Annotated in this window: 19 protein-coding genes and 1 pseudogene; 9 read left to right on the top strand and 11 right to left on the bottom strand. The window is 70.8% G+C overall.

All coding sequences use genetic code 11. The annotated features are described in order from the left end of the window. Nucleotides 1-172: 172 nt before the first annotated feature. Entirely contained in the window at nt 173-706 is a 534-nt protein-coding gene (locus BLV72_RS35600) for a ferritin-like domain-containing protein (RefSeq protein ID WP_093467548.1), read from the top strand. A 20-nt stretch (nt 707-726) separates the two neighbouring features. After that, nucleotides 727-1,431, top strand: coding sequence for a pentapeptide repeat-containing protein (locus tag BLV72_RS35595; RefSeq protein ID WP_093467546.1), 705 nt, complete (start codon nt 727-729; stop codon nt 1,429-1,431). Here the strand turns inward: BLV72_RS35595 and BLV72_RS35590 are convergent. Continuing rightward, on the bottom strand, nt 1,389-1,733 hold the full coding sequence (locus tag BLV72_RS35590) for a hypothetical protein (RefSeq protein WP_093467545.1): 345 nt from the start codon (nt 1,731-1,733) through the stop codon (nt 1,389-1,391). The two genes, BLV72_RS35595 and BLV72_RS35590, sit on opposite strands and share 43 nt — an antisense overlap. A 204-nt stretch (nt 1,734-1,937) precedes the next feature. Here BLV72_RS35590 and BLV72_RS35585 point away from each other — a divergent pair, with 204 nt between their 5' ends. Next, nucleotides 1,938-2,804, top strand: coding sequence for an AraC family transcriptional regulator (locus BLV72_RS35585; RefSeq protein WP_093467543.1), 867 nt, complete (start codon nt 1,938-1,940; stop codon nt 2,802-2,804). A gap of 42 nt (nt 2,805-2,846) precedes the next feature. On the opposite strand, the gene BLV72_RS35580 is transcribed toward BLV72_RS35585, so the two are convergent. Then, nucleotides 2,847-4,280, bottom strand: coding sequence for an APC family permease (locus BLV72_RS35580; RefSeq protein ID WP_093467542.1), 1,434 nt, complete (start codon nt 4,278-4,280; stop codon nt 2,847-2,849). Beyond that, nucleotides 4,274-5,078 (bottom strand): annotated as a pseudogene (locus BLV72_RS51620) (carbon-nitrogen hydrolase family protein). The gene BLV72_RS35580 and the pseudogene BLV72_RS51620 overlap by 7 nt, the downstream one beginning before the upstream one ends. 163 nt (nt 5,079-5,241) lie before the next feature. Here BLV72_RS51620 and BLV72_RS35570 point away from each other — a divergent pair. Further along, on the top strand, nt 5,242-6,003 hold the full coding sequence (locus BLV72_RS35570) for a FadR/GntR family transcriptional regulator (RefSeq protein ID WP_093467540.1): 762 nt from the start codon (nt 5,242-5,244) through the stop codon (nt 6,001-6,003). 57 nt (nt 6,004-6,060) lie between these two features. Here BLV72_RS35570 and BLV72_RS35565 read toward each other — a convergent pair whose 3' ends face one another. Then, complete coding sequence (locus BLV72_RS35565; RefSeq protein ID WP_093467539.1) at nt 6,061-7,602, bottom strand: CoA transferase; 1,542 nt, start codon at nt 7,600-7,602, stop codon at nt 6,061-6,063. 246 nt (nt 7,603-7,848) lie between these two features. Here BLV72_RS35565 and BLV72_RS35560 point away from each other — a divergent pair, with 246 nt between their 5' ends. Further along, nucleotides 7,849-8,478 carry a TetR/AcrR family transcriptional regulator gene (locus BLV72_RS35560; protein ID WP_208905830.1) on the top strand — a complete coding sequence of 210 codons (630 nt, stop codon included), beginning with the start codon at nt 7,849-7,851 and terminating at the stop codon, nt 8,476-8,478. Nucleotides 8,479-8,484: 6 nt separating this feature from the next. Here the strand turns inward: BLV72_RS35560 and BLV72_RS35555 are convergent, their stop codons facing one another. Both BLV72_RS35555 and BLV72_RS35550 read right to left on the bottom strand, forming a co-directional pair. After that, entirely contained in the window at nt 8,485-8,994 is a 510-nt protein-coding gene (locus BLV72_RS35555; protein WP_093467537.1) for a DinB family protein, read from the bottom strand. A 31-nt stretch (nt 8,995-9,025) separates the two neighbouring features. Then, on the bottom strand, nt 9,026-9,715 hold the full coding sequence (locus tag BLV72_RS35550; RefSeq protein ID WP_093467536.1) for a class I SAM-dependent methyltransferase: 690 nt from the start codon (nt 9,713-9,715) through the stop codon (nt 9,026-9,028). Between the two features lie 145 nt (nt 9,716-9,860). Between BLV72_RS35550 and BLV72_RS35545 the strand changes: the two genes are divergently transcribed. From BLV72_RS35545 to BLV72_RS35530, 4 genes are all read left to right on the top strand, one after another. Then, nucleotides 9,861-10,448, top strand: coding sequence for a helix-turn-helix domain-containing protein (locus BLV72_RS35545; RefSeq protein ID WP_093470738.1), 588 nt, complete (start codon nt 9,861-9,863; stop codon nt 10,446-10,448). A gap of 291 nt (nt 10,449-10,739) precedes the next feature. After that, on the top strand, nt 10,740-12,020 hold the full coding sequence (locus tag BLV72_RS35540; protein ID WP_093467534.1) for a YeeE/YedE family protein: 1,281 nt from the start codon (nt 10,740-10,742) through the stop codon (nt 12,018-12,020). Between the two features lie 151 nt (nt 12,021-12,171). Next, nucleotides 12,172-13,602 (top strand): DUF3616 domain-containing protein, encoded by a 1,431-nt coding sequence (locus tag BLV72_RS35535; RefSeq protein WP_093467533.1) that lies wholly within the window; start codon nt 12,172-12,174, stop codon nt 13,600-13,602. Between the two features lie 229 nt (nt 13,603-13,831). Beyond that, nucleotides 13,832-14,239: a RidA family protein gene (locus BLV72_RS35530; protein ID WP_093467532.1), complete on the top strand. Its 408-nt coding sequence runs from the start codon at nt 13,832-13,834 to the stop codon at nt 14,237-14,239. A 64-nt stretch (nt 14,240-14,303) separates the two neighbouring features. Here the strand turns inward: BLV72_RS35530 and BLV72_RS35525 are convergent, their stop codons facing one another. The 5 genes from BLV72_RS35525 to BLV72_RS35505 form a co-directional block, all read right to left on the bottom strand. Further along, entirely contained in the window at nt 14,304-14,684 is a 381-nt protein-coding gene (locus tag BLV72_RS35525; RefSeq protein ID WP_059145617.1) for a winged helix-turn-helix transcriptional regulator, read from the bottom strand. 82 nt (nt 14,685-14,766) lie between these two features. Further along, on the bottom strand, nt 14,767-15,651 hold the full coding sequence (locus BLV72_RS35520; protein ID WP_093467530.1) for an alpha/beta fold hydrolase: 885 nt from the start codon (nt 15,649-15,651) through the stop codon (nt 14,767-14,769). Nucleotides 15,652-15,756: 105 nt separating this feature from the next. Then, a complete protein-coding gene (locus BLV72_RS35515) occupies nt 15,757-16,365 on the bottom strand; it encodes a TetR/AcrR family transcriptional regulator (RefSeq protein WP_093467529.1) in 609 nt (202 codons plus the stop codon). 155 nt (nt 16,366-16,520) lie between these two features. Then, the gene (locus BLV72_RS35510) at nt 16,521-17,570 is read right to left on the bottom strand and encodes an ACP S-malonyltransferase (protein ID WP_093467527.1); all 1,050 of its coding nucleotides are present in this window, start codon (nt 17,568-17,570) and stop codon (nt 16,521-16,523) included. Then, nucleotides 17,567-19,003, bottom strand: a complete 1,437-nt coding sequence (locus BLV72_RS35505; RefSeq protein ID WP_093467526.1) for a class I adenylate-forming enzyme family protein — start codon at nt 19,001-19,003, stop codon at nt 17,567-17,569. The genes BLV72_RS35510 and BLV72_RS35505 overlap by 4 nt, the downstream gene beginning before the upstream one ends. Nucleotides 19,004-19,014: the final 11 nt, after the last annotated feature.

Below are 19,014 nucleotides of genomic sequence, written 5' to 3'. Positions count from 1 at the left end.
CGGCCGGCCTGTGGGCCCGGCCGGCGCCGAACTCTTGGCTGCCTTCATCGGCCGGATACCACCGATCGGCTGGCGCTGTGCGGCGATCCAGTCATCTTCACGCTCCGCCCGATGCCCTCCGGGCCCCCGCGGGGAACACTCGCCCAACCCGAGGAGAGCAGAGAGGGCACTGATGAGCGACGACTTCGTGCTGGACGTGACCAAGATCCGCGACGAGGCCCGCCGGAAGATGGAGGCGGGACCGGTGACGGACACCTACGGTCTGGACAAGGACCGGGTCATCGGCATCCTCAATGACGTCATCGCCACCGAGGTGGTGTGCTGGCTGCGCTACACCCGCCACGCCATCTCCGCCAGCGGGATCGACCGCGCCCAAGTCTCCTCGGAGTTCACCGAGCACGCGAAGGAGGAGATGCAGCACGCGCTGCGCGCCGCCGAACGCGTCTCCCAGCTCGGAGCCGACCCCGACTTCGACCCCGCCTCGCTGGCCCAGCGCGCCCACACCGACTACACCACACCGCCGGACAACGACCTGAAGGCGATGCTGGAGCACAATCTGCTCGCGGAGCGCATCGTGATCGCCAGCTATCAGGAGATCATTCGCTGGCTGGGCGAACACGACCCCACCACCCGCCGGCTGATGGAGTCGATCCTGGAGGAAGAGGAGGAGCATGCCGACGATCTGGTGGACCTGATCGGCGTCTGACAGCCGTGGCGGGTCGGCCCATGACCACGCGTTGGCCCCGTTCGCTCTCCTGCCTCATCGTGACCGTCCTGTCGTCGGCCCTGCTCGTCGGGTGCGGGGAGGACGAACACGGCCGGAGCTGCTCCGGCCGTCCGGGCAAGGACCTCTCCAGCCGCACCGTCTCCGGTGGCGACCTGTGGCAGAAGAAGTTGCGGTGCGTCAACCTCGAACGCTCCACACTGACCGGGCTGGTGTCCGAGGCCAACCTGCGGCGCGGCAATCTCTACGCGGCGCGGCTGGTCGGGGTGTCGCTGGAGAACGTCGATCTGCGGGGCGCCGACCTCCGGCGGGTGGACCTCGGCTCCGCCACCCTCTCGCAGGTCGACCTGCGCGGCGCCGATCTCAGCGGCGCGAGGCTCGACAGGGGTCTGCTCACCGACGTCAGCCTGGAGGGCGCACAGTTGGACGGCGTGGAGCTGCGGGCGGCGTCCCTCACCCATGTCGGCCTCAACGGAGCGGATCTGGCCGGCGCCGATCTGGCCGGCGCCACGGTGTCCGACTCCGATCTCCGCGGCGCACGGCTGCGGGATGCCGATATCTCGACGACGACCTGGGAGAACGTCCTGTGCTCGGACGGCTCGCGGTCGAGCGCACGGGATTCCTGCGCCGACCATCTGACCCGGGCCGAGTCCCGGGCGGCGGGTCAGTTCCCCGCGCTGTCGGCCGCCTTGCCGGATTCGCCCTGAGACGCCTTCTGCGCGACGCGGTGCGCCTGCTCGAGACCTGCCATGTAGGCGTCCAGATAGTCGGCGTCCGACAGCCGGGCGCACGGTCCGGGCACGGGGTGGGAGCGGACCGCTCCGCCCTTGTGGGCGGCGGCGCGGTCGGCGATGGCATCGACACAGCGCTGGGTGACCTCGGCCTTCTCGGCGGCGGCCGGGGTGCCGCTCGGGTTGCGCTTGTCGCCCGCGTCACCACCGCCGGAACAGCCGGTCAGCAGCAGGGTGATGGCGATGACGGCCGCGGCTTCGAGGGTACGGGTGCGCATATGTCTCCCAGGGGCGTCGATGGTGGGGTGCATCATGCGGCTCCGGGGCGGCCGGGTGGGAGAGCCGGGTCATCGTTGTGATGAAACGGTGACCGAACGGGCGTACAGGGCGATCCGGCGCACCCGACCGGAGCGGGCACAGGATGTCGGGTCCGGCAGGGTGCGGACTTCCTAACGTGAGGGGCGTCAGGGAAGGAGACCGAGGTGCTGGAGCGGCTGAACGAGGCCCTGGAACACATCGAGTCGCATCTCGATCAGCGGATCGAGACGGCCGAATTGGCGCGGATCGCGGTGACGTCGGAGTACCACTTCCGCCGGCTGTTCTCCGCGCTGGCGGGGATCCCGCTGTCGGAGTACATCCGGCGCAGGAGGCTCACCATCGCGGGGGCCGAGGTGCTCGCCGGGGAGCGGACGCTCCTGGAGATCGCGGTGCGCTACGGCTACGGCTCGGGCGAGGCGTTCGCGCGTGCGTTCCGGGCCATGCACGGTGTGGGGCCGGGCGACGCCCGGCGGGCAGGCGCCGTACTGCGCTCCCAACCACGGATGTCCTTCCGCCTCGTTGTCGAAGGGAGCAGCAGCATGCGATACCGGGTCGTGGAGAAGGAGCGATTCCATGTGGTCGGCAAGAAGGTCCGGGTCCCGCTCGTCCATGAGGGGGTCAATCCGCGGATCGCGGAGTTCATCCGAGGTATCGACCAGGAGACGATAGGGCGGATCACCGCCCTGTCCGATCAGCAGCCGGAGGGGATCCTGGGCGTGAGCGACAACCTCGACCCGAGCCGGGCGGAGGGCACCGAACTCGACTACTACCACGCGGTGGTGACCGGAGCCGCCGCGCCGGAGGACCTGGACGAGCTCGTCGTCCCGGCGGGGACCTGGGCGGTCTTCGAGAGCTCCGGGCCGTTCCCGCGGGCGCTCCAGCACCTGTGGCGGGACGTCTTCACCCAGTGGTTCCCGTCCAATCCCTACCGGAGCAGGCCGGGGCCGGAGATGCTGCGCACCCGGCTGTCGCAGGACGCGGCGCAGGCGGACGCGGAGTTGTGGATCCCCGTGGAGCGGACCGCGGTCTGATACTCCGCCCGGCCGTCACGACGGCCGGGCGGAGCCCGCATCTCACCTATGCCGCGAGCCCTGGGCCCCTCGGATCAGGCCGGCGATGAGCGCGAGGAAGGGGATGACGCCGAGGACGATGCTCACGCCCACGCCACCACCGGTGACGAGGGTGAAGTTGGAGAACACCAGCCACAGCGCGGTCAGCAGTCCGGCCACGGCCAGCAGCGGGGCGATCCGGGTCTGCCAGGGCCTGCCCGCGGAGAGCTGGGCGTTGCGCGCGAAGAAGACGACCACGGCGACGGATGTGATGAGCATGAGCAGGATCATGCCCACCGTGGCCAACCCCGCCATGGAGCCGAAGACGCCCACCAGCGGATCCAGTCCGATGGCGGCGCAGGCGACGACCAGGACCAGCGCGGTGACGGTCTGGACGACCGAGGAGACGGACGGCGAGTGGTGGCGCGGGTGGACGGCGCCCAGCCGTGCGGGGAGGAGGTCCTGGCGGGCGAGGGTGAAGGTGTAGCGGGCGATGACGTTGTGGAAGGACAGCACGCAGGCGAAGAGGCTGCTGAGCAGCAGTACCTGCATGACGTCCCGCAGCGCGGTGCCGACGTAGGCCTGGGCGGTGTCCATGAGCATGTTGCCCTGGCTGTCCAGGGTCTTCTGGGCCACGGCCGGGGCGTCATCGGTGCCCGCCGCCAGGACCAGCGCCCAGCAGGACAGCGTGTAGAAGGCGCCGATGATCAGGACGGCGAGGTAGGTGGCCCGGGGTATGGTCCGCTCCGGGTCACGGGCCTCGTCCCGGAAGACGGCGGTGGCCTCGAAGCCGATGAATCCGGTGATCGCGAACAGCACGGCCACGCCCAGCGGTCCGGAGAACGCCGCATGCGGGGTGAACGACTCGACGTTGACACCGTGGGCGCCGCCCCGGGCGAAGATCCCCGCGTCCAGGACCAGCACCACCACGATCTCCAGGACGAGTGCGACACCGAGGACCTTGGAGCTGAGGTCGATATGGCGGTAGCCGAGGAGGGCCACGATGCCCAGGGCCGCGAGTGCCCACACCCACCAGGGCAGGGTGGGACCGCCGAAGGTGTGCAGGACGTCGTTGACGGCCCAGCCCAGGTAGCCGTAGACGCCGACCTGGATCGCCGTGTACGCCACGAGCGCGACGGCGGCCGTGCCCACTCCGACGCGCTCCCCCAGGCCACGGGTGGCGTAGGCGTAGAAGGCGCCGGCCTGCGGAACGTGGGGCGTCATGGTGACGAAGCCGACCGCGAACACCAGCAGGACCATCGAGGCGAGGGCGAAGCCCACGGGGGCTCCGGCGCCGGGGCCACCGGCGATGGCGAGCGGGACATTGCCGCCGACCACCGTCAGGGGCGCGGCGGCGGCGATCACCATGAAGACGATGGCACCGGTGCCGAGCCGCCCCGACAGATTCGTGTGTGTCGGTTGCCGGGTGGATGTGTGCGCATCGGAGTCGGTCAGCATGACGGGTCCTTGGTGGCGCGGGCGGACGGGGTGAAGAGGTCTGGCCGGAGGTCGGCCAGGTACGGATTGGCCTTGCGCGCTTGCCGGACCGTGTGTGGTTCCACGGTCGCGAAGAGCAGCCGGTTGCCGTGTTCGACGCTGTCCAGCACGGTCGCGGACGGGCTCACGATGGAGCTGCGGCCGACGTAGCGCAGTGAACCCTCGTCGCCGTCATGGTTGACGTAGGCGATGTAGATCTGGTTTTCCCAGGCGCGCACCCTCAGCAGGTGCTCGGCGATGAACTCGTACGGTTGCATCTGGGCGGTCGGGACCGCGACGAGGTCCGCACCGGCCAGGGCGGCGGACCGCACGTTCTCGGGGAACTCCACGTCGTAGCAGATCAGCATCGCGATCCGGACGCCCGCGTAGTCGATGACGGGGGCGGGCAGGGCGCCCGGGGTGAAGTACCTGCGGTCGAGCTCGCCGAAGAGATGGTTCTTGCGGTGCCGGCCGAGGATCGCTCCGGCCGCGTCGATGAAGAAGGCGCTGTTGTAGTTAGGCGCCGGAGTCGTACTCGGGCGCTCCGAGGACGAGCGCGATGCCGTGGGAGGCGGCTATCTCGCGTGCCGGTGACAGCAGGTCGGTGCGGGCCAGGTCCCGGACGGCGTCGCCGATGTCGTAGCCGGTGACGAACAACTCGGTGGTGATCAGCAGTTCGGCGCCTTCGGCACGGGCCCGGCGGCACGCCGCGTCCAGTTCGTGGAGGTTGGCGTCGACGTCGCCGGGCGTTCCCGCCGTCTGCAGTCCGGAGATCTTCATCAGTGCCTTTGAAGTGGGCGTCCAGGGGTGAATGCGAGCCATAAAAACATGCTCACTTTGATCAGGTAAACCCCCGGAGGTCACGGTTCCGCAAAGCGGCGGCCCTCGTACGAAGGTCCTGGGAAGGCTGGGAGGCCACCTGAGCGGGCCCTACCCTGAGGGCATGGCGACCCAGGAACCGTCCGGCGCACCGAGCGCCCTGACCAGCAGCGCCCTCGCCGCGATCCGCCGCACCAGCGCCGTCGACACCGTTCGGGCCCGGATCTCCCTGGCGGTCGACCTGGGCCTGCTGGCACCCGGTGAGCGGCTGCCCAATGTGCAGGCCACGGCGGCGGCGCTCGGGGTCGGCGAGATCACCGTCCGCCGGGCCTTCGGCACCCTGGAGCGCGAAGGCGTGGTCGAGCGGCGCCCGGGGCGCACCGGCGGCACCTTCATCGCGGAGCGGCCCCGCCGCCGCACCGTGGCGCAGGTCGCCGCGTACCGGGAGGACAGCGAACGGGTCCACCGGCTGATCGACGAACGCATCGTGCTGGAGGCCGGTTTCGCGCATCTGGCAGCCGAGCGGCTCGACCGGACCGGGCTCGACCGGCTCGATCAGTGCATCCGGGAGATGGACGCGGCCGAGAGCTGGGCCGAGTTCCACGCGAGCGACCAGCGGTTCCATCTGGCCCTCGCCGAGGGCGCCGGGCTGTCCGCCGCCCTGGCGATGTACCAGCGGGTCACCGGGGAGCTGTACGCGTACTTCCTGCCGTACCCGATGGGCTACCTCCGCAGCAGCAACGAGCAGCACAGGGCCATCCGGGCCGCGCTCGGCGCGCGGGACGCCACCTTGGCGGCCGGTCTCCTCCGGGACCATGTCGTGGAGCTCCACCACTCGATGTACGTCGGCCTCGCGGATGCCGCCGAGCGGGGCGACGACGGCTGAGACCGGCGCCGCCCGCGCCGGGGGTCACCCCGGGCCGTGCGTCAGGCGACGGCCCGGTCAGCCACGGAGGATCTTGAGCATGGCGGACACATCGGGCCGCCGGGGCCGGGGCAGCCACGCGGGCTGGTCGGCGCCGCGCGGGGACAGGACGTTCATGTAGTGGTGCGGGGTCCGGGACAGGGTGACGTTCTCGGTGACGCCCTGGTAGATGCCGAGCGGGGTGAGCGAGGTGAACAACTGCGGGTCGACCAGCTCGTGGTCGCCGCCGGTGCCGACGGTCCGCCGCACATAGTCCCAGTCGAAGTAGCCCAGCGTGATGGCCCACATCGCGGCGCGGGTGAGGGAGACATGGACGCGGTAGCTGCCGCCCTCGACGGCCCGGCGGGCCAGTGCGGCCATCGCGCCGGTCGCGCCCAGCCAGGCGACCAGATAGTCGTTGATGATCGAGGTGGGCGGGAGCTTGGGGTCCGCCGGACTGCCCTCGGCGGCGACCATCCCCGTGACGGTGCCGGCCACCTGGTCGAAGCCGACGCGCGCGCCCCACGGACCCCCTTCGCCGAAGGCGCTGGCGGTGACGTGGATCAGACCGGGGCGCACCCGCGTGGCCTGGTCGGCGTCGACGCCCAGTTCGGTGAGGAGGCCGGGGCGGCGGTTGGCGTAGAAGATGTCGGCGCCCCGCAGGAGTTCGTACAGCTGCTCCCGTCCCGCCGGTTCACGGACCGGGAGGCGGGTGGAGCGGACCCCGACGTTGGCGGTGGCCAGCAGGGGATCCTGCTCCCACTCCATGACCCGCCACACGTTCAGCACATCGGCGCCGAGCGAGGCCAGGGAGCGGCCGATGCCGGCGCCGGCGATGACGTGGCCCATGCCGAGCGCGCGGATGCCGGACAGCGGATGGGTGCCCCAGGCGGGCAGCGGCTCGGGGTCGGAGTCGCCGATCTTCTCGATCTCGATCAGCGGGCGCGATGCCAGGTAGTCGAAAACCGGCTCGCCGGTGAACTCCTCGACGGTACGCACCTTGGCGAAGACGATCCCGTGCCGTTCGCCCAGCCGCTCCAGCTCGTCGGCGGTGTGCCGGGCGATCGCCTTGGCCAGCGCCGGGGGGTTGTCGGCGCAGTCCAGCACCTCCAGCATCTTCGACTTGATGCCGGGATAGATGTTCGCGGGGATGATGTGGCGGTCGTCCGCGGTCTTGTAGAAGCTCAGGTACGCGCCGACGAAGCGATCGGGGATATCGGCCGGATAGCCGTTGAGGGTCTCCCAGGTGAACTCCGACGCCGGTGCCAGGCGCCGGATGGCCTGGCCGAGGTCGACGGTGATGTCCTGGCCGGTACCGGTGCGCATCCGCCACAGCTTGGCGGCGACCACGGACTGCTGGACCAGCGCGACCGCCGCGGCGCCGCCGAGCCGGGTGGCGCTGGGCATCAGCGGGTCCTTCTTGAGGAAGGTGACCGTGCCGCCGCAGTCCTCGGGGCTCATGCCCAACGGGGCCAGGATGTCCCCAAGTTCGGCGTGCGGATCGAAGGCGTCGGTGGTGGCGCGCTCGCGCACCCCCTTGATCATCGCCTCGGCCAGCAGCTTCGGCTCGGTCGTCTCCATCGTGGAGTCTCCTGTTCGGGTGCGCGGTACCGGCCGGTTCGGCACGGGCCGCCCGGCGGGGTCGGCTCCGGGCGGGGCCTGTGGACCGCGACGTATCGCGCACGCGGGAGCTCCCGCACCGACACCGCACACTTCGTTGACGCGTGTCCACGAAGTGACCGTATGGCTATCGTGGAGACGCGTCAACGCCCCCTGGCCCGGCGCAGGTGAGAGCGGACCCGCGCGGACGGAAGGGACGTAGGCCCCGTGAGCCCCACCCGAGCGGCGAGCACCGACCCCAGGGCGGCCCGCGTGCGCGCCCAGCTCAAGGAGGCCGCGTTCGCGCTGGTGCACGAGCGGCGCGTGGCGGACATCTCCGTCGCCGACATCACCGGCCGCGCCGATGTCAGCAGACAGGTCTTCTACCAGCACTTCCGCGACCGCGACGACGCCGTGGCGGGCGCGGTCGGCGATGCCCTGCGCACGGCCGTGGGCACCGAGGGACCCGGCGGGGACGAAGCTGGTCCGATGGCCCCCGTCCACCGGCTCGTCGACTTCGCCGCCGAGCACGCGGAGCTGTACCACAACCTCTATCCCAGTGCCGCCTCCCAGCGGGCGGCCGACACCTTCCGCGACCTCGTGCGGCCCGCCTGCCGGCGGCTGGCCGAGCAGGTCATCGCGCACCGCGCGACCGGGGCGGGCGAGGGCCCCGCCGTCTCCGAGGCCGACGCGGCAGCCCTCACGGCCCTGCTCGTCGGCGGGATCTTCGAGGTCATCCGCCGCTGGACCGACCTCCGCCTCCAGTACCCCGACACCACCTCACCGGAGAGCGCACGCCGCATGCTGGACACCTGTCTGCGGCTGCTGGGCTGCGAGATCGGCCCTCCTCGGCGGTAGCCGGTGTCAGCGGCCGGTGGATCCGTCGATCTGCTCACGGAGGATGTCGGCGTGACCGGCGTGCCGGCCGGTCTCCTCGATCATGTGCACCAGGACCCAGCGCATCGACGGTGCCGACCCCCGGCGCGGGGCCCGCGGAGCGGGGAGAGCCAGATCGGGGCAGGTGTCGATGACCCGGTTCGCCCGCTCGACGGTTTCGCGGTAGTCGGCGAGCACGCCGTCGATGGTGTCCTGCGCGGACGGCCGCATGGTCGCGGGCCAGTCGCCGGCGTCCTCGCCGAGGAAGTAGAACCGCTCGACGAACGCCAGATGCTTGAGCAGTCCGAGAAGGCTGGTGCCCGAGGGCACTCCACCCGTTCGGACCTGCGGTTCCGGTACGCCCGCGACCTTGTCCGCGACCGAGTCCCGCAGATAGTCGAGGAAGCCCCGCAGGGTCGCCTTCTCATCGGGGCCGGTCGCCGGAGGGCCGGTTTCCTTCCTCCGGGTCCGGGATCGCCGGGCACTGCTTTCGTGCATCGAGTCGCTCCTCCGCGTCGTGACGTGTGGTTCAGGCGGTCATCCGGCGGTCGCGTCGCTGGACGAGCAGGACGTTGTCGATGACGGTGGCGCTCTCACCAGCGGGCCCGGTGGCCTGGCGGCCGGGCATGTCGGCCCGCAGCACGGACCACTGCGCGGGGTCGAGATCGAGTTCGGCGGCGATCTCGGTGGGCGTGGGGTAGTGGATGTCGGGGTCCTGGTTCCACGACCAGGGCGCGGTGGAGCCGTGGTCGACGATCAGCAGGAGACCGCCAGGGCGCAGCGCCCCCGCGGCGGTACGCAGGACTCGGCCGCGGGGCAGCGAGAACGGGGTGTGGAAGTACTGGGCGGAGACCAGATCGAACTGGCCGGCCGGGAAGCTGCCGGCCAGATCGTGCTGTTCGGTGGCGACCCGGTCCCCGAGGCCGAGATCGCGGGCGCGCTCCCGCACCCGTTCGACGGCCGTGGTGGAGATGTCCACGGCGGTGACATGCCAGCCCTGCTGGGCCAGCCAGATGGCGTCGCCGCCGGGGCCACAGCCCAGATCCAGGGCGGCGCCGGGGCGCAGCGGAGCGGCGGTCTCGGCGAGCAGCGGGTTGACATGCGCGTCCCAGCTGCGCCGGGTGCCGTAGTGCCGCTCCCAGAACTGCTCGGCGTCCGCGTCCGCCGTGCCCTGGTCCCCGGCGTGGCCAGTGGGTCGTTGACCTTGCGTGGAATCCATCTGAGTCGCCCTTCGTCGGCCCGGCGTGCCGAGCGTGATCCGATACGCGCCTTCGACGCCGGTGATGTACCGACAGCCTCGATGCCGCCCTTTCGCTCTTGCAAGAAAAGTTGCGGATCCGCATTATCGGGGGATGGACAACCGGATGGACAACCCGGACAACCCCGCGGAAGACGTGCTGGCCGGAGTGGGGCCGCGGCTGCGTGCCCTGCGCCGGGCGCGGAACGCCACACTGGCGGCGCTGGCGCACGAGACCGGCCTCACCGCGAGCACCCTGTCCCGTCTCGAGAACGGCAAGCTCCGCCCCACGCTGGAGCAGCTACTGCCCCTGGCCCGGGCGCACGGCGTCCCGCTCGACGATCTCGTCGCCGCGCCGCCCACCGGCGACCCGCGCATCCACCTGCGGCCGGTGCGGCGATCCGGGCTGGTGATGGTGCCGCTGACCAGGCGGGCCGGCGGTATCCAGGCGTACAAGGTCATCTATCCGCCCGCCGGCCGGTCACCCACGATGAAGCTGCAGACCCACGAGGGATACGAGTGGTTCTACGTCCTGGACGGACACGCCAGGTTTGTGCTCGGCGAGCGGGAGTTCCGGCTCGGCGCCGGCGAGGCGGCGGAGTTCGACACCCGCATACCGCACTGGATCGGCAGTGCCGACAGCCGGCCCGCGGAGGCGCTCACCCTGTTCGGCCCGCAGGGAGAGCGCGCACATCTGGCACCGGCCGGGCACTGACCGTTCGGGGATGGGATCCGTCTGTGGCCGACTCCACAGATCACATGGTGAGACCAGGGTCCAGTTTTTGAAATCCGGACCATATCCTCGTCCACATGTCCGCACCCGCCCATCCGCTGTGTCTCGCGCTGTTCGCGAACTCGGCGTGGTGCGTCGACGACGGCCTCTGTCGCCGCTGAGCCGGAACCGGCCGGTTTCCCCACCGCGCGCCGCCGCCCGGCGCCGCGCCGCCCGGCCGGGCCCGACCGCCCAGCGTGATGCCCCCCTTACGAACGTCTCCGGAGTCCGCACGTGACCACCGCCCCGCCCGCCGAGGCAGCGAAGACCGCCGCGCTGCTGTCCCCCTCACCCACCTCCGTGCCCCGGCCGGAGGCGCCCGCCGCGCCGCCGGTGCGCCGGGTGCCGCTCGCCGTGTCCGGGCTGCTCGGCGCAGCGCTGACCGCGTACGTATGGTCCGCCCACGGGGCCAAGCCCGGCGTTCTGCTGCTGCTCGGCCTCGCCCTGGGGATCGCCCTCTTCCACTCCCGCTTCGGCTTCACCTCCGCCTGGCGGCAGCTCGTCGCCGTCGGCAACGGCACCGGCCTGCGCGCCCACACTCTGCTGCTCGGCACCACGGCCACACTGTTCGCCCTGCTCATCGGCACCAAGACCGGGCTGTTCGGATCCGTACCGGCGCCCTCCGGCGGACCGCTCGGCTTCGGGCTGCTGATCGGCTCGTTCATCTTCGCCGTCGGCATGCAGCTCGGTGGGGCCTGCGCCTCCGGCACCCTCTTCGCGGTCGGCTCGGGACAGACGTCGATCGTGCTCACACTCGGCGGCTTCATCGGCGGCGCGACCCTGGCCGCCTGGCAGTTCGACCTGTGGAAGGACCTGCCGTCGCTGGAGCCGGTCGTCATGGCGGACCACATCGGCTGGTTCGGCTCCTGGGCGGTGACGATCGTCGTGCTCGCCGCCATCGTCCTGGTCAGCCGTCGCGTCCAGGCCCGCCGCAACCCGCCGCCGATCGGTGCGGTGCCCTCCGCGCGCGGTGCCGCCGCCCGTGTCCTGCGCGGCTCCTGGCCGCTGGCGGTCGGCGCCCTGGCGCTGGCCGTGCTGGGCGCCGGGGTGCTGCTCGTCTCGGGCGGCGCATGGGGCGTCACCAGTGCCTTCAGCCTGTGGGGCTCGGAGCTGGTGCGAGCGCTCGGCGGCCACCCGGAGAGCTGGAGCTGGTGGCAGCAGCCCGGAAACAAGGAGATGCTCGCCGGTCCGGTGCTCGCCGACAAGACCAGTCTCACCGACATCGGCATCATGATCGGCGCGGCGATCGCCGCGGCGCTCGGCGGCACCTGGACCCTGCACCGCGGCGTGCCGTGGCGGACGGCGACCGCGGCGGTGCTCGGCGGGGTGCTGATGGGCATCGGTGCCCGGCTCGCGGGCGGCTGCAACATCGGCGCCTACCTCGCGGGCATCGCCTCCGGCAGCCTGCACGGCTGGGTCTGGGGCGGCTTCGCCCTCCTCGGCACCTGGGCCGGGCTGAAGCTGCGGCCGCTCTTCGGGCTCGGGAACCCCAAGCCGGGCGACGGCGTCTGCTGACGGCGACGGCGTCTGCTGACGGCGACGGCCCCTGGGCCGGAAGTGGTGTGTGTTCGGGGGTTGTTCATGCACCCGCCATGTAAATGATCCATCGTCAGGGCGGTGTGCCGGTCCGCCGACCGGCCCCGCAGCTGACGAAGGGTTGCTCACGATGGTCCCGTTCCATGCCGCTCCCCCGCGCCGTACCCGCCGGGTCGTCCACGCCGCCGCGCTGGCGCTGGTGGCCGGCGCCACGACGCTGTCCGCACTCCCGGCCTCCGCGGTGGCCGGGAACGCGGACTACGGCACACCGACCATCAAACCGGCCACCTCGTACCTGTCCGGCGCCGTCGGAGCCACCGGCGACCCGACGGTGACCGTGAAGGTCGGCCAGAGCGGCGCCGACGCGGACGAGCTCGCCGTGTCCGCGACCGCGACCACCCACGGCTCGGTCGCCGAGACCGGGGACGTCACGGTGACCGGCACCGGCGCCACCCGCGAGGTGGCCGTCCGGGCGCGCGGCAAGGGCTACACCGACCTCACCCTCAAGGTGAACGGCCTCGGCGGCAAGAGCGCCACCGCCACCTGGCACTACGCGGCCTCCGGCGCCGTGGGCAACGCCACCGACACCCGCTATCTCACCGGCTCCAGCGACTCCTCCGCCGCCGTGGACGTCGGCGACGGCTATATGGTCGTCGCCGACGACGAGTCCAACGTCCTGCGCCTGTACCGCCGCGACTCCTCCGGCGCGCCGGTGCGCACCTGGGACGTCAGCTCCGACCTCGACGTCGACAAGGAGATCGACATCGAGGCCGCGGCCCGCGTCGGCGACACCATCTACTGGACCGGCTCGCTGGGCAACAACAAGGACGGCGAGCCGAAGGAGGACCGCTTCACCCTCTTCACCACCACCGTCTCCGGTTCGGGCGCCGACACCGAGCTCGAGGTCGGCGGCTCGTACCAGGGCCTGCGCGAGGACCTGGTGGACTGGGACAAGGCCAACGGCGACCGGCTCGGCTTCGCCAAGGGCACCGCGGACGGCCAGGTGCCCAAGCAGATCGACGGATTCAACGTCGAGGGCCTGGAGTTCGCGCCCGGCTCCGGCTCCACCGCATACCTCGGCTTCCGGGCGCCGCTGGTGCCGCCCGCCGACGGCGGCAAGGCGCTGCTGGTCCCGGTCACCAACGCCGACGAGCTGGCCCGGTCCGGCAGCGACAAGGCCACCCACGCCACCTTCGGCGATCCGATCACCCTCGACCTCGGGGGCCTGAGCGTGCGCGACATCCGCCGCAACGACAAGGGCCAGTACCTGATCGTGGCCGGCTCCTGGGCGGCCGAGGACAACAGCGCCCCGTACGCGCTCTACTCCTGGGACGGCGTCGCCGGACACCAGCCGGTCAAGCGGCTCGACCTGCCGACGGCCGACCCGGGCGGCTGGGAGATCGTGGTGGACGTGCCCGACCTCACGGGCCCCGGTGCCCGGGCCCAGGTCATCACCGACAGCGGCTCGGCCGATCTGTACGGGGACGGCACCGAGGCCAAGGACCTGGAGCACGAGGAGTGGAAGAAGTCCCGGTCGGTCAGCTTCCCGCTGAACCCCTGATCCGGTTGCCGGGCCGGCGTCCGGGCCGGCTTCCCGGTCGGTTGCGGAAGCGGTACGCGAGCTGCCCGGGCTCCTCGGTCACCAAAAGGTTCCCCAGTCACCGAAAAGTGCGTTCTTCCATGTCAGAGACCGCTCTCTTATGGTTTCCGAGTAACCAAGAGAGAGCGCCCGCTCTTGGGCTCCACGGAAGCGAGCCCGTGGGCTCCCCTGACGAGAAGGCAGGCAGCACATGGCCATCACCCTGGTGAACCCCGGCGGATTGCCGGAGATCGAGGTGTACCGGCAGGTGTCGATCGCGACCGGGTCGAGGCTGGTCCATATCGCCGGGCAGGTCGCCTGGGACGCCGATGGGGTCACGGTCGGCGAAGGCGACCTCGCCGCTCAGGTCGAGCGGTGCTACCTCAACATCGGCATCGCCCTGGCCGAGGTCGGCGGCTCCTTCGACGATGTGGCGAAACTGACCGTCTACGTCGTCGACTGGACGCCCGAAAAGATGCCGCTGTTCCTGGAGGGGGCCGCCCGGGCGGCCGCGAAGCTGGGCGTCACCCCGGTCCCGCCGGGGACGCTGCTGGGGGTCGCGGCGCTGGACGTCCCCGAGCATCTGGTCGAGATCGAAGCCACCGCGGTACTCGACTGACGTGGCCGCGTGGTGGCCCCGCAGGAGGCGGGGCCACCACGTGGCGCGAGTGTGAGCCCCCCGATCAGCCGTCGAAGCGGCGCCGGGAGTCCTCGATATGGCCGAGGTAGGTGTGGGTCCAGCCACACATGCCGTCGACCGTCGCGCGCAGGGCCCGGCCCGCCTCGGTGAGGGTGTACTCGACCCGGGGTGGCACGGTGGGGTGCACCTTCCGCTCGACCAGGCCGTTGCGCTCCAGCATGCGCAGGTTCTGGGTGAGCATCTTGTGGCTGATGCCCTCGACCTCGTTCCGCAACTCGCTGAAGCGCAGGGTGCGTTCGCCGAGGAACTCGATGATCAGGAACGCCCACTTGTTGGCGACATCCGCGAAGATCTCCCGCGCCAAGGAGTCCGCGCGCATCAGATCGGCGTCCTCGGGCGAGCCGGTGTACTGCTTGGTGCCCATGGGGCCACTCTCCTACAGGTCCCGAGTCACCACAAGAGAGCACGGAGGCGGAGGACCGGCCTCGGCGCGTCTTCGGTTCGGGTCATGTGAGCCGGTCGGCCAGGAACGGCAGCAGGACGTCGGCCACCTCGTCCGGCACCTCTTCGGCGAGGTCGTGTCCGGCCTGGAAGACATGGCCGGTGACGTCATGGGCGAGCAGCCGCATCTGGGTCTCGTTCCGCTCGCCGATGAACGCGTCGCCGCCGAGCGCCAGCACCGGGATGTCCAGCATCGCGCGCGCCGCTTGCCGGTTCTGTTCGGCGTCGACGAGCATCGCCCGATAGATCGCCAGCATCGAGCGGATACCGCCGGGCATGGAGTAGCAGCGTACGTACTCGTCGATCGCGTCGGCGGTGGCGGTGTCGGGGTAGCTGCGCTCGTCCTTGAGCATGTACGTGATGAGTTCGCGCTCATGCCCGGCGATCAGCATCTCGGGTACGTCCGGCTGGAAATAGAAGCCCAGATGCCACAGGAACATCCCGCCCGAGACGTTCTCGTGGGTCAGGGCGGTGTGGTCCTCGAAGCCGAAGCCGGGCAGCAGCGCCTCGGCGAACACCAGGGCCTCGACGTGCTCACGGTGCCGGGCGGCGAGCTGATAGGCGACCACCGCTCCCCAGTCCTCCCCCATGGCGGTGTAGGACTCATGCCCGAGGTGGGCCATGAGCGCGGCGATGTCGTCGCTCATGGTGGCGCAGTCGAATCCGTCCGCGGGACGGGCCGAGTCGCCCAGACCGCGGAGGTCCGGCACGACGACGGTATGCCGTGCCGTCAGCTTCGGGACCAGATGCCGCCAGTGATAGCCGGTCTTGGGCACTCCGTGCAGCAGTACCACCACCGGACCGGAGCCGGCCGTTCGGTAATGGAGCTTGGTGCCGTTGACGGCGGCGCGGCCGGTGCGGACGGGTTCTCCACGATGGTCGAAAAGCATGAGCCCTCCATGGGTTCGGGACTGATTAGTCTTGAATTAGGGCAAACACAAGACACCCAGAGATGCGGGTGTCTCAGGCGTCGACGCGGTCGCGGATCGCCGCTGTCAGTCGGTGACGGCGGCCGCCGGGGAGGTCAGCATCGCCATGACGGTGTCGACCGTGGTGGTGATGCGGTCGCGCTGACCCTCGCCCGCGCACGACAGCACCTTCAGGCCGCTGTTGAGCGAGGCCAGCATGGTCGCCGCCGAACTCGGATCGACACCGGGCGCCAGCTCGCCCTGCGCACGGGCTCTCAACAGCGCGCCGTACAGCGCGGTCTCGAGACGGCTTCGGTTGCCCTCCAGGCGCCGCGAGATCTCGGGGTCGGAATCCCCGTGCTCCACCGTGGCGTTGACCGCGAAGCAGCCCTGGGGCGTACCCGGTTTCGGGTCTGCCGCGCTGGTCTCCAGCAGATCCCGGACGGCATCCAGTGCGGACGCACGCGACGCCAGGATGTCGGCCGGGCTCGGCGCCGCGGCGCCGGAGAGAAAGCGGTCGAGCGCGGCCAGATACAGTCCGCGCTTGGACCCGAAGGTCCCGTACAGACTGGCCCGCGCGATTCCCAGCCCCTCCACCAGGTCGCTGGTGGACGTCCCCTCATAGCCATGGCGCCAGAACAGCCGCATCGCGGCGTCCAGCGCGACCTCGGGGTCGAATTCCTTCCTCCGTGCCATACCGGCACACTAACCTTTCGAGATCGATCAGTCAATTTGAAGGGGCGGCGGTGCCACGGACGACGACCGCCGACTGGGCGCTGCCCGAGGGCAGCGCCTCCATCAGACGGCGGACGACGATCCGGGGCCGGCCGTGGCCGGGGGCGGAACGGCCGTCACCGCCGCGCCCGGCGGGCACTCCTCTGACGGACGCGCGGGCGCATCGCCTTGCGGGCGTCGATGGCCAGGACCTCGAAGTTCTCCCCGGTGCTGTTCACCCGGCCGAAGAGGTTGTCCGGACCCGAGATGCAGACCTTGGTGATGCCCCGCTCCCGCATCGTCTCCACCATGTCGGGCCAGCGGATCGGGCAGTTGAAGGTGTCGAGCAGCATGGTGCGCACCCCCTCCGCGTCGGTCAGCAGCGCGCCGTTCTGGTCGGAGACGACCGGAAGCTCGGGGTCGGCCAGCTCGAAGCCGCCGAAGACCTCTTCCTCCGCCTTGCGGCGCAGGTCGCCGAAGGAGGGGGCGTGGACGGGCGGCCACATCGTGTACATGTTGTAGCCGCCGAGGTCGCCGATCCGCTTCTTGAACCGGTCGAGCACGGGCTCGCGCAGGGACACGAGGTAGAAACCCTGGTCGATATGGCCGGAGACATCGTGCCACTCCCCCTCGTCGTCCAGCTCGCCCAGCGCCTTGCGAAGGCTCTCCTCGGGGGTGTGGATCACGCAGTGGGTGACCGCTTCACGGTGCTCCTGCGCGAAGTACTCCTCCTCGCAGCGGGCCAGCTCGGCGGTGAGCCGCACGGTCTCCTCGAACGGCAGCGACCCCGCGTAGGTGACCGCGGCCCGCTGGCCGAAGCTCGGTCCGGCGCACAGCTCGGGCTTCTCTCCCAGCGTCTCCTCGGCCCAGTCGGCGAGGGAGAGACAGACGGTCAGGAAGGCGATCTGGGTGTGGGCGGCGTACTGCCCCTCCTCGTCGCCGTCCGACTGGCGGTACCGGTCGAAGACGGAGTAACCCACCACCTCGTCGGCGATCGCGAGCCGACGCCGGGCATGGGGATTGGTCAGCAGGAACTCGCCCACGTCGGTGAAGCGGAAGGGCCCCATCCCGGGGAAGACGAACGCCGTGCGGCCCGGCTGTGACTCCGTTGCCCGGGACTCGGTGGTCTGGGGCTCTGTCTCCTGGGCCGCTGCGGTCTGGGGCTCTGTCGCCTGTGGCTCTGTCATGCGTTCGCTCCGGGTGCCAGGTCGAGAGCCAGCTGCTCGAGTTGCCGCTTGTCGGGCTTGCCGTTGCGGTTCAGGGGGAACCGCTCCAGGACATGAATGCGGTTGGGGTGCTCGAAGGCGGGCAGCAGGGAGCTGATCGGCTCCCGCCAGAACCGCGACTCCCGCTGCTGCTCGTCCTCCACGAAGAAGACCAGCTGGCAACCGCGCTGCTCGTCGGGGACGGGCACGACCTTGACGAGACAGCCGCCCGCGGCCAGCTTGTGCTCGATGATCTCGGGGTAGAGCGTGTGGCCGTTGCGGTGCACCGCGGACTTCCGGCCGAGGACGAAGAGGTTGTCCCCGCTGTCGAGATAGCCGAAGTCGCCGGTGGGGTACCAGTCGGTCTTGGCCGGGTCGACGGGAGCCACCGTGCCGTCGTCCGCCAGGTATCCCTCCATCAGATCGGGCGAGTGGACCTGGATCTCCCCGACCTCGCCCGAGGGGAGGGCCGCGCCCTCGTCGTCCACGATCCGCAGCTTCAGGCCCTGTACCGCCCGCCCGCAGGCGACGACGTTGTCCTCGGTCGCGAAGGCCACGTTTCCGGCCTCGGTGCTGCCGTAGCTGTCCAGCAGGGGCAGTCCGAACTTCTTGACGTAGTCGCCGACCAGGCCGGGATCCAGCGGGGCCGCCCCGCTGCAGAACATGCGGACACCGGACAGCTCGTCCGCCAGGGCGGGCTTACGGCCGATCATGTTGAGCATGCTGCGGTAGCTGGCCGGGGTGGCGTCGACCACCGTCGCCCCGCAGGTGCCCGCCATGGTCATCGCCCGGTCCAGACGCCGGTAGGGCGCGATGACCAGTGAGCACTTGACCAGCCAGGCGATGAGCACCATGGACAGCCCGTACTGGTGGGAGAAGGGCAGCAGCGGCAGCAGCACGTCGTCGGAGTGGTGGCCCACCTGCTCGGCGTTGCGCTCCAGGTTCTTGAGGAACTTCGCCCCGGTCTTGACGACGCCCTTGGGCTCCCCGGTGGATCCGGAGGACCACATGATCAGGCCGTCGGGCAGCTCGCACCAGGTGTCGAAGGACAGCCGCCGCTCGGCGGGGTCCTGCTCCATGGCCGCCACGAGCAGCTCGTAGACGGTGACCCGGGCCGGGCCGCTCTCGGGCATCGGGGTGTCGTCGTCGACCACGCATATCTTGACGCCGGCCCGGTCACAGATGCGCTGTGTCGCCTCCGCCCGCTCCTGGTGGTCGACCATGACGATCGATGCGCCGACATGCATCAGGGCGAGGAGGGCCCCCACGTAACCGGCGGAGTTGCCCGCCTTCAGCATGACCCGGGTGCCGTCGCTGATACCACGCTCGCGGAGCGCGTCGGCGATGCCCAGGGCCCGCTGCTCGAACTCGGGAAGCGTGTGCACCGCTTCCGTCGTAAAGAGCTTTGCGGTCATCGGGTTTCACT

Origin of the sequence: Streptomyces melanosporofaciens (assembly GCF_900105695.1) — a bacterium.
GTDB classification, from domain to species: domain Bacteria; phylum Actinomycetota; class Actinomycetes; order Streptomycetales; family Streptomycetaceae; genus Streptomyces; species Streptomyces antimycoticus.
This window is presented reverse-complemented; position numbering and strand designations above follow the sequence as displayed.

What these genes read in the sequence shown, in the direction of transcription:
- BLV72_RS35600 (WP_093467548.1), top strand. Translation starts at nt 173, where the DNA reads ATGAGCGACGACTTCGTGCTGGACGTGACCAAGATCCGCGACGAGGCC.
- BLV72_RS35595 (WP_093467546.1), top strand. Translation starts at nt 727, where the DNA reads ATGACCACGCGTTGGCCCCGTTCGCTCTCCTGCCTCATCGTGACCGTC.
- BLV72_RS35590 (WP_093467545.1), bottom strand. Translation starts at nt 1,733, where the DNA reads ATGCGCACCCGTACCCTCGAAGCCGCGGCCGTCATCGCCATCACCCTG.
- BLV72_RS35580 (WP_093467542.1), bottom strand. Translation starts at nt 4,280, where the DNA reads ATGCTGACCGACTCCGATGCGCACACATCCACCCGGCAACCGACACAC.
- BLV72_RS35570 (WP_093467540.1), top strand. Translation starts at nt 5,242, where the DNA reads ATGGCGACCCAGGAACCGTCCGGCGCACCGAGCGCCCTGACCAGCAGC.
- BLV72_RS35565 (WP_093467539.1), bottom strand. Translation starts at nt 7,602, where the DNA reads ATGGAGACGACCGAGCCGAAGCTGCTGGCCGAGGCGATGATCAAGGGG.
- BLV72_RS35555 (WP_093467537.1), bottom strand. Translation starts at nt 8,994, where the DNA reads ATGCACGAAAGCAGTGCCCGGCGATCCCGGACCCGGAGGAAGGAAACC.
- BLV72_RS35550 (WP_093467536.1), bottom strand. Translation starts at nt 9,715, where the DNA reads ATGGATTCCACGCAAGGTCAACGACCCACTGGCCACGCCGGGGACCAG.
- BLV72_RS35545 (WP_093470738.1), top strand. Translation starts at nt 9,861, where the DNA reads ATGGACAACCCGGACAACCCCGCGGAAGACGTGCTGGCCGGAGTGGGG.
- BLV72_RS35535 (WP_093467533.1), top strand. Translation starts at nt 12,172, where the DNA reads ATGGTCCCGTTCCATGCCGCTCCCCCGCGCCGTACCCGCCGGGTCGTC.
- BLV72_RS35530 (WP_093467532.1), top strand. Translation starts at nt 13,832, where the DNA reads ATGGCCATCACCCTGGTGAACCCCGGCGGATTGCCGGAGATCGAGGTG.
- BLV72_RS35525 (WP_059145617.1), bottom strand. Translation starts at nt 14,684, where the DNA reads ATGGGCACCAAGCAGTACACCGGCTCGCCCGAGGACGCCGATCTGATG.
- BLV72_RS35520 (WP_093467530.1), bottom strand. Translation starts at nt 15,651, where the DNA reads ATGCTTTTCGACCATCGTGGAGAACCCGTCCGCACCGGCCGCGCCGCC.
- BLV72_RS35515 (WP_093467529.1), bottom strand. Translation starts at nt 16,365, where the DNA reads ATGGCACGGAGGAAGGAATTCGACCCCGAGGTCGCGCTGGACGCCGCG.
- BLV72_RS35510 (WP_093467527.1), bottom strand. Translation starts at nt 17,570, where the DNA reads ATGACAGAGCCACAGGCGACAGAGCCCCAGACCGCAGCGGCCCAGGAG.
- BLV72_RS35505 (WP_093467526.1), bottom strand. Translation starts at nt 19,003, where the DNA reads ATGACCGCAAAGCTCTTTACGACGGAAGCGGTGCACACGCTTCCCGAG.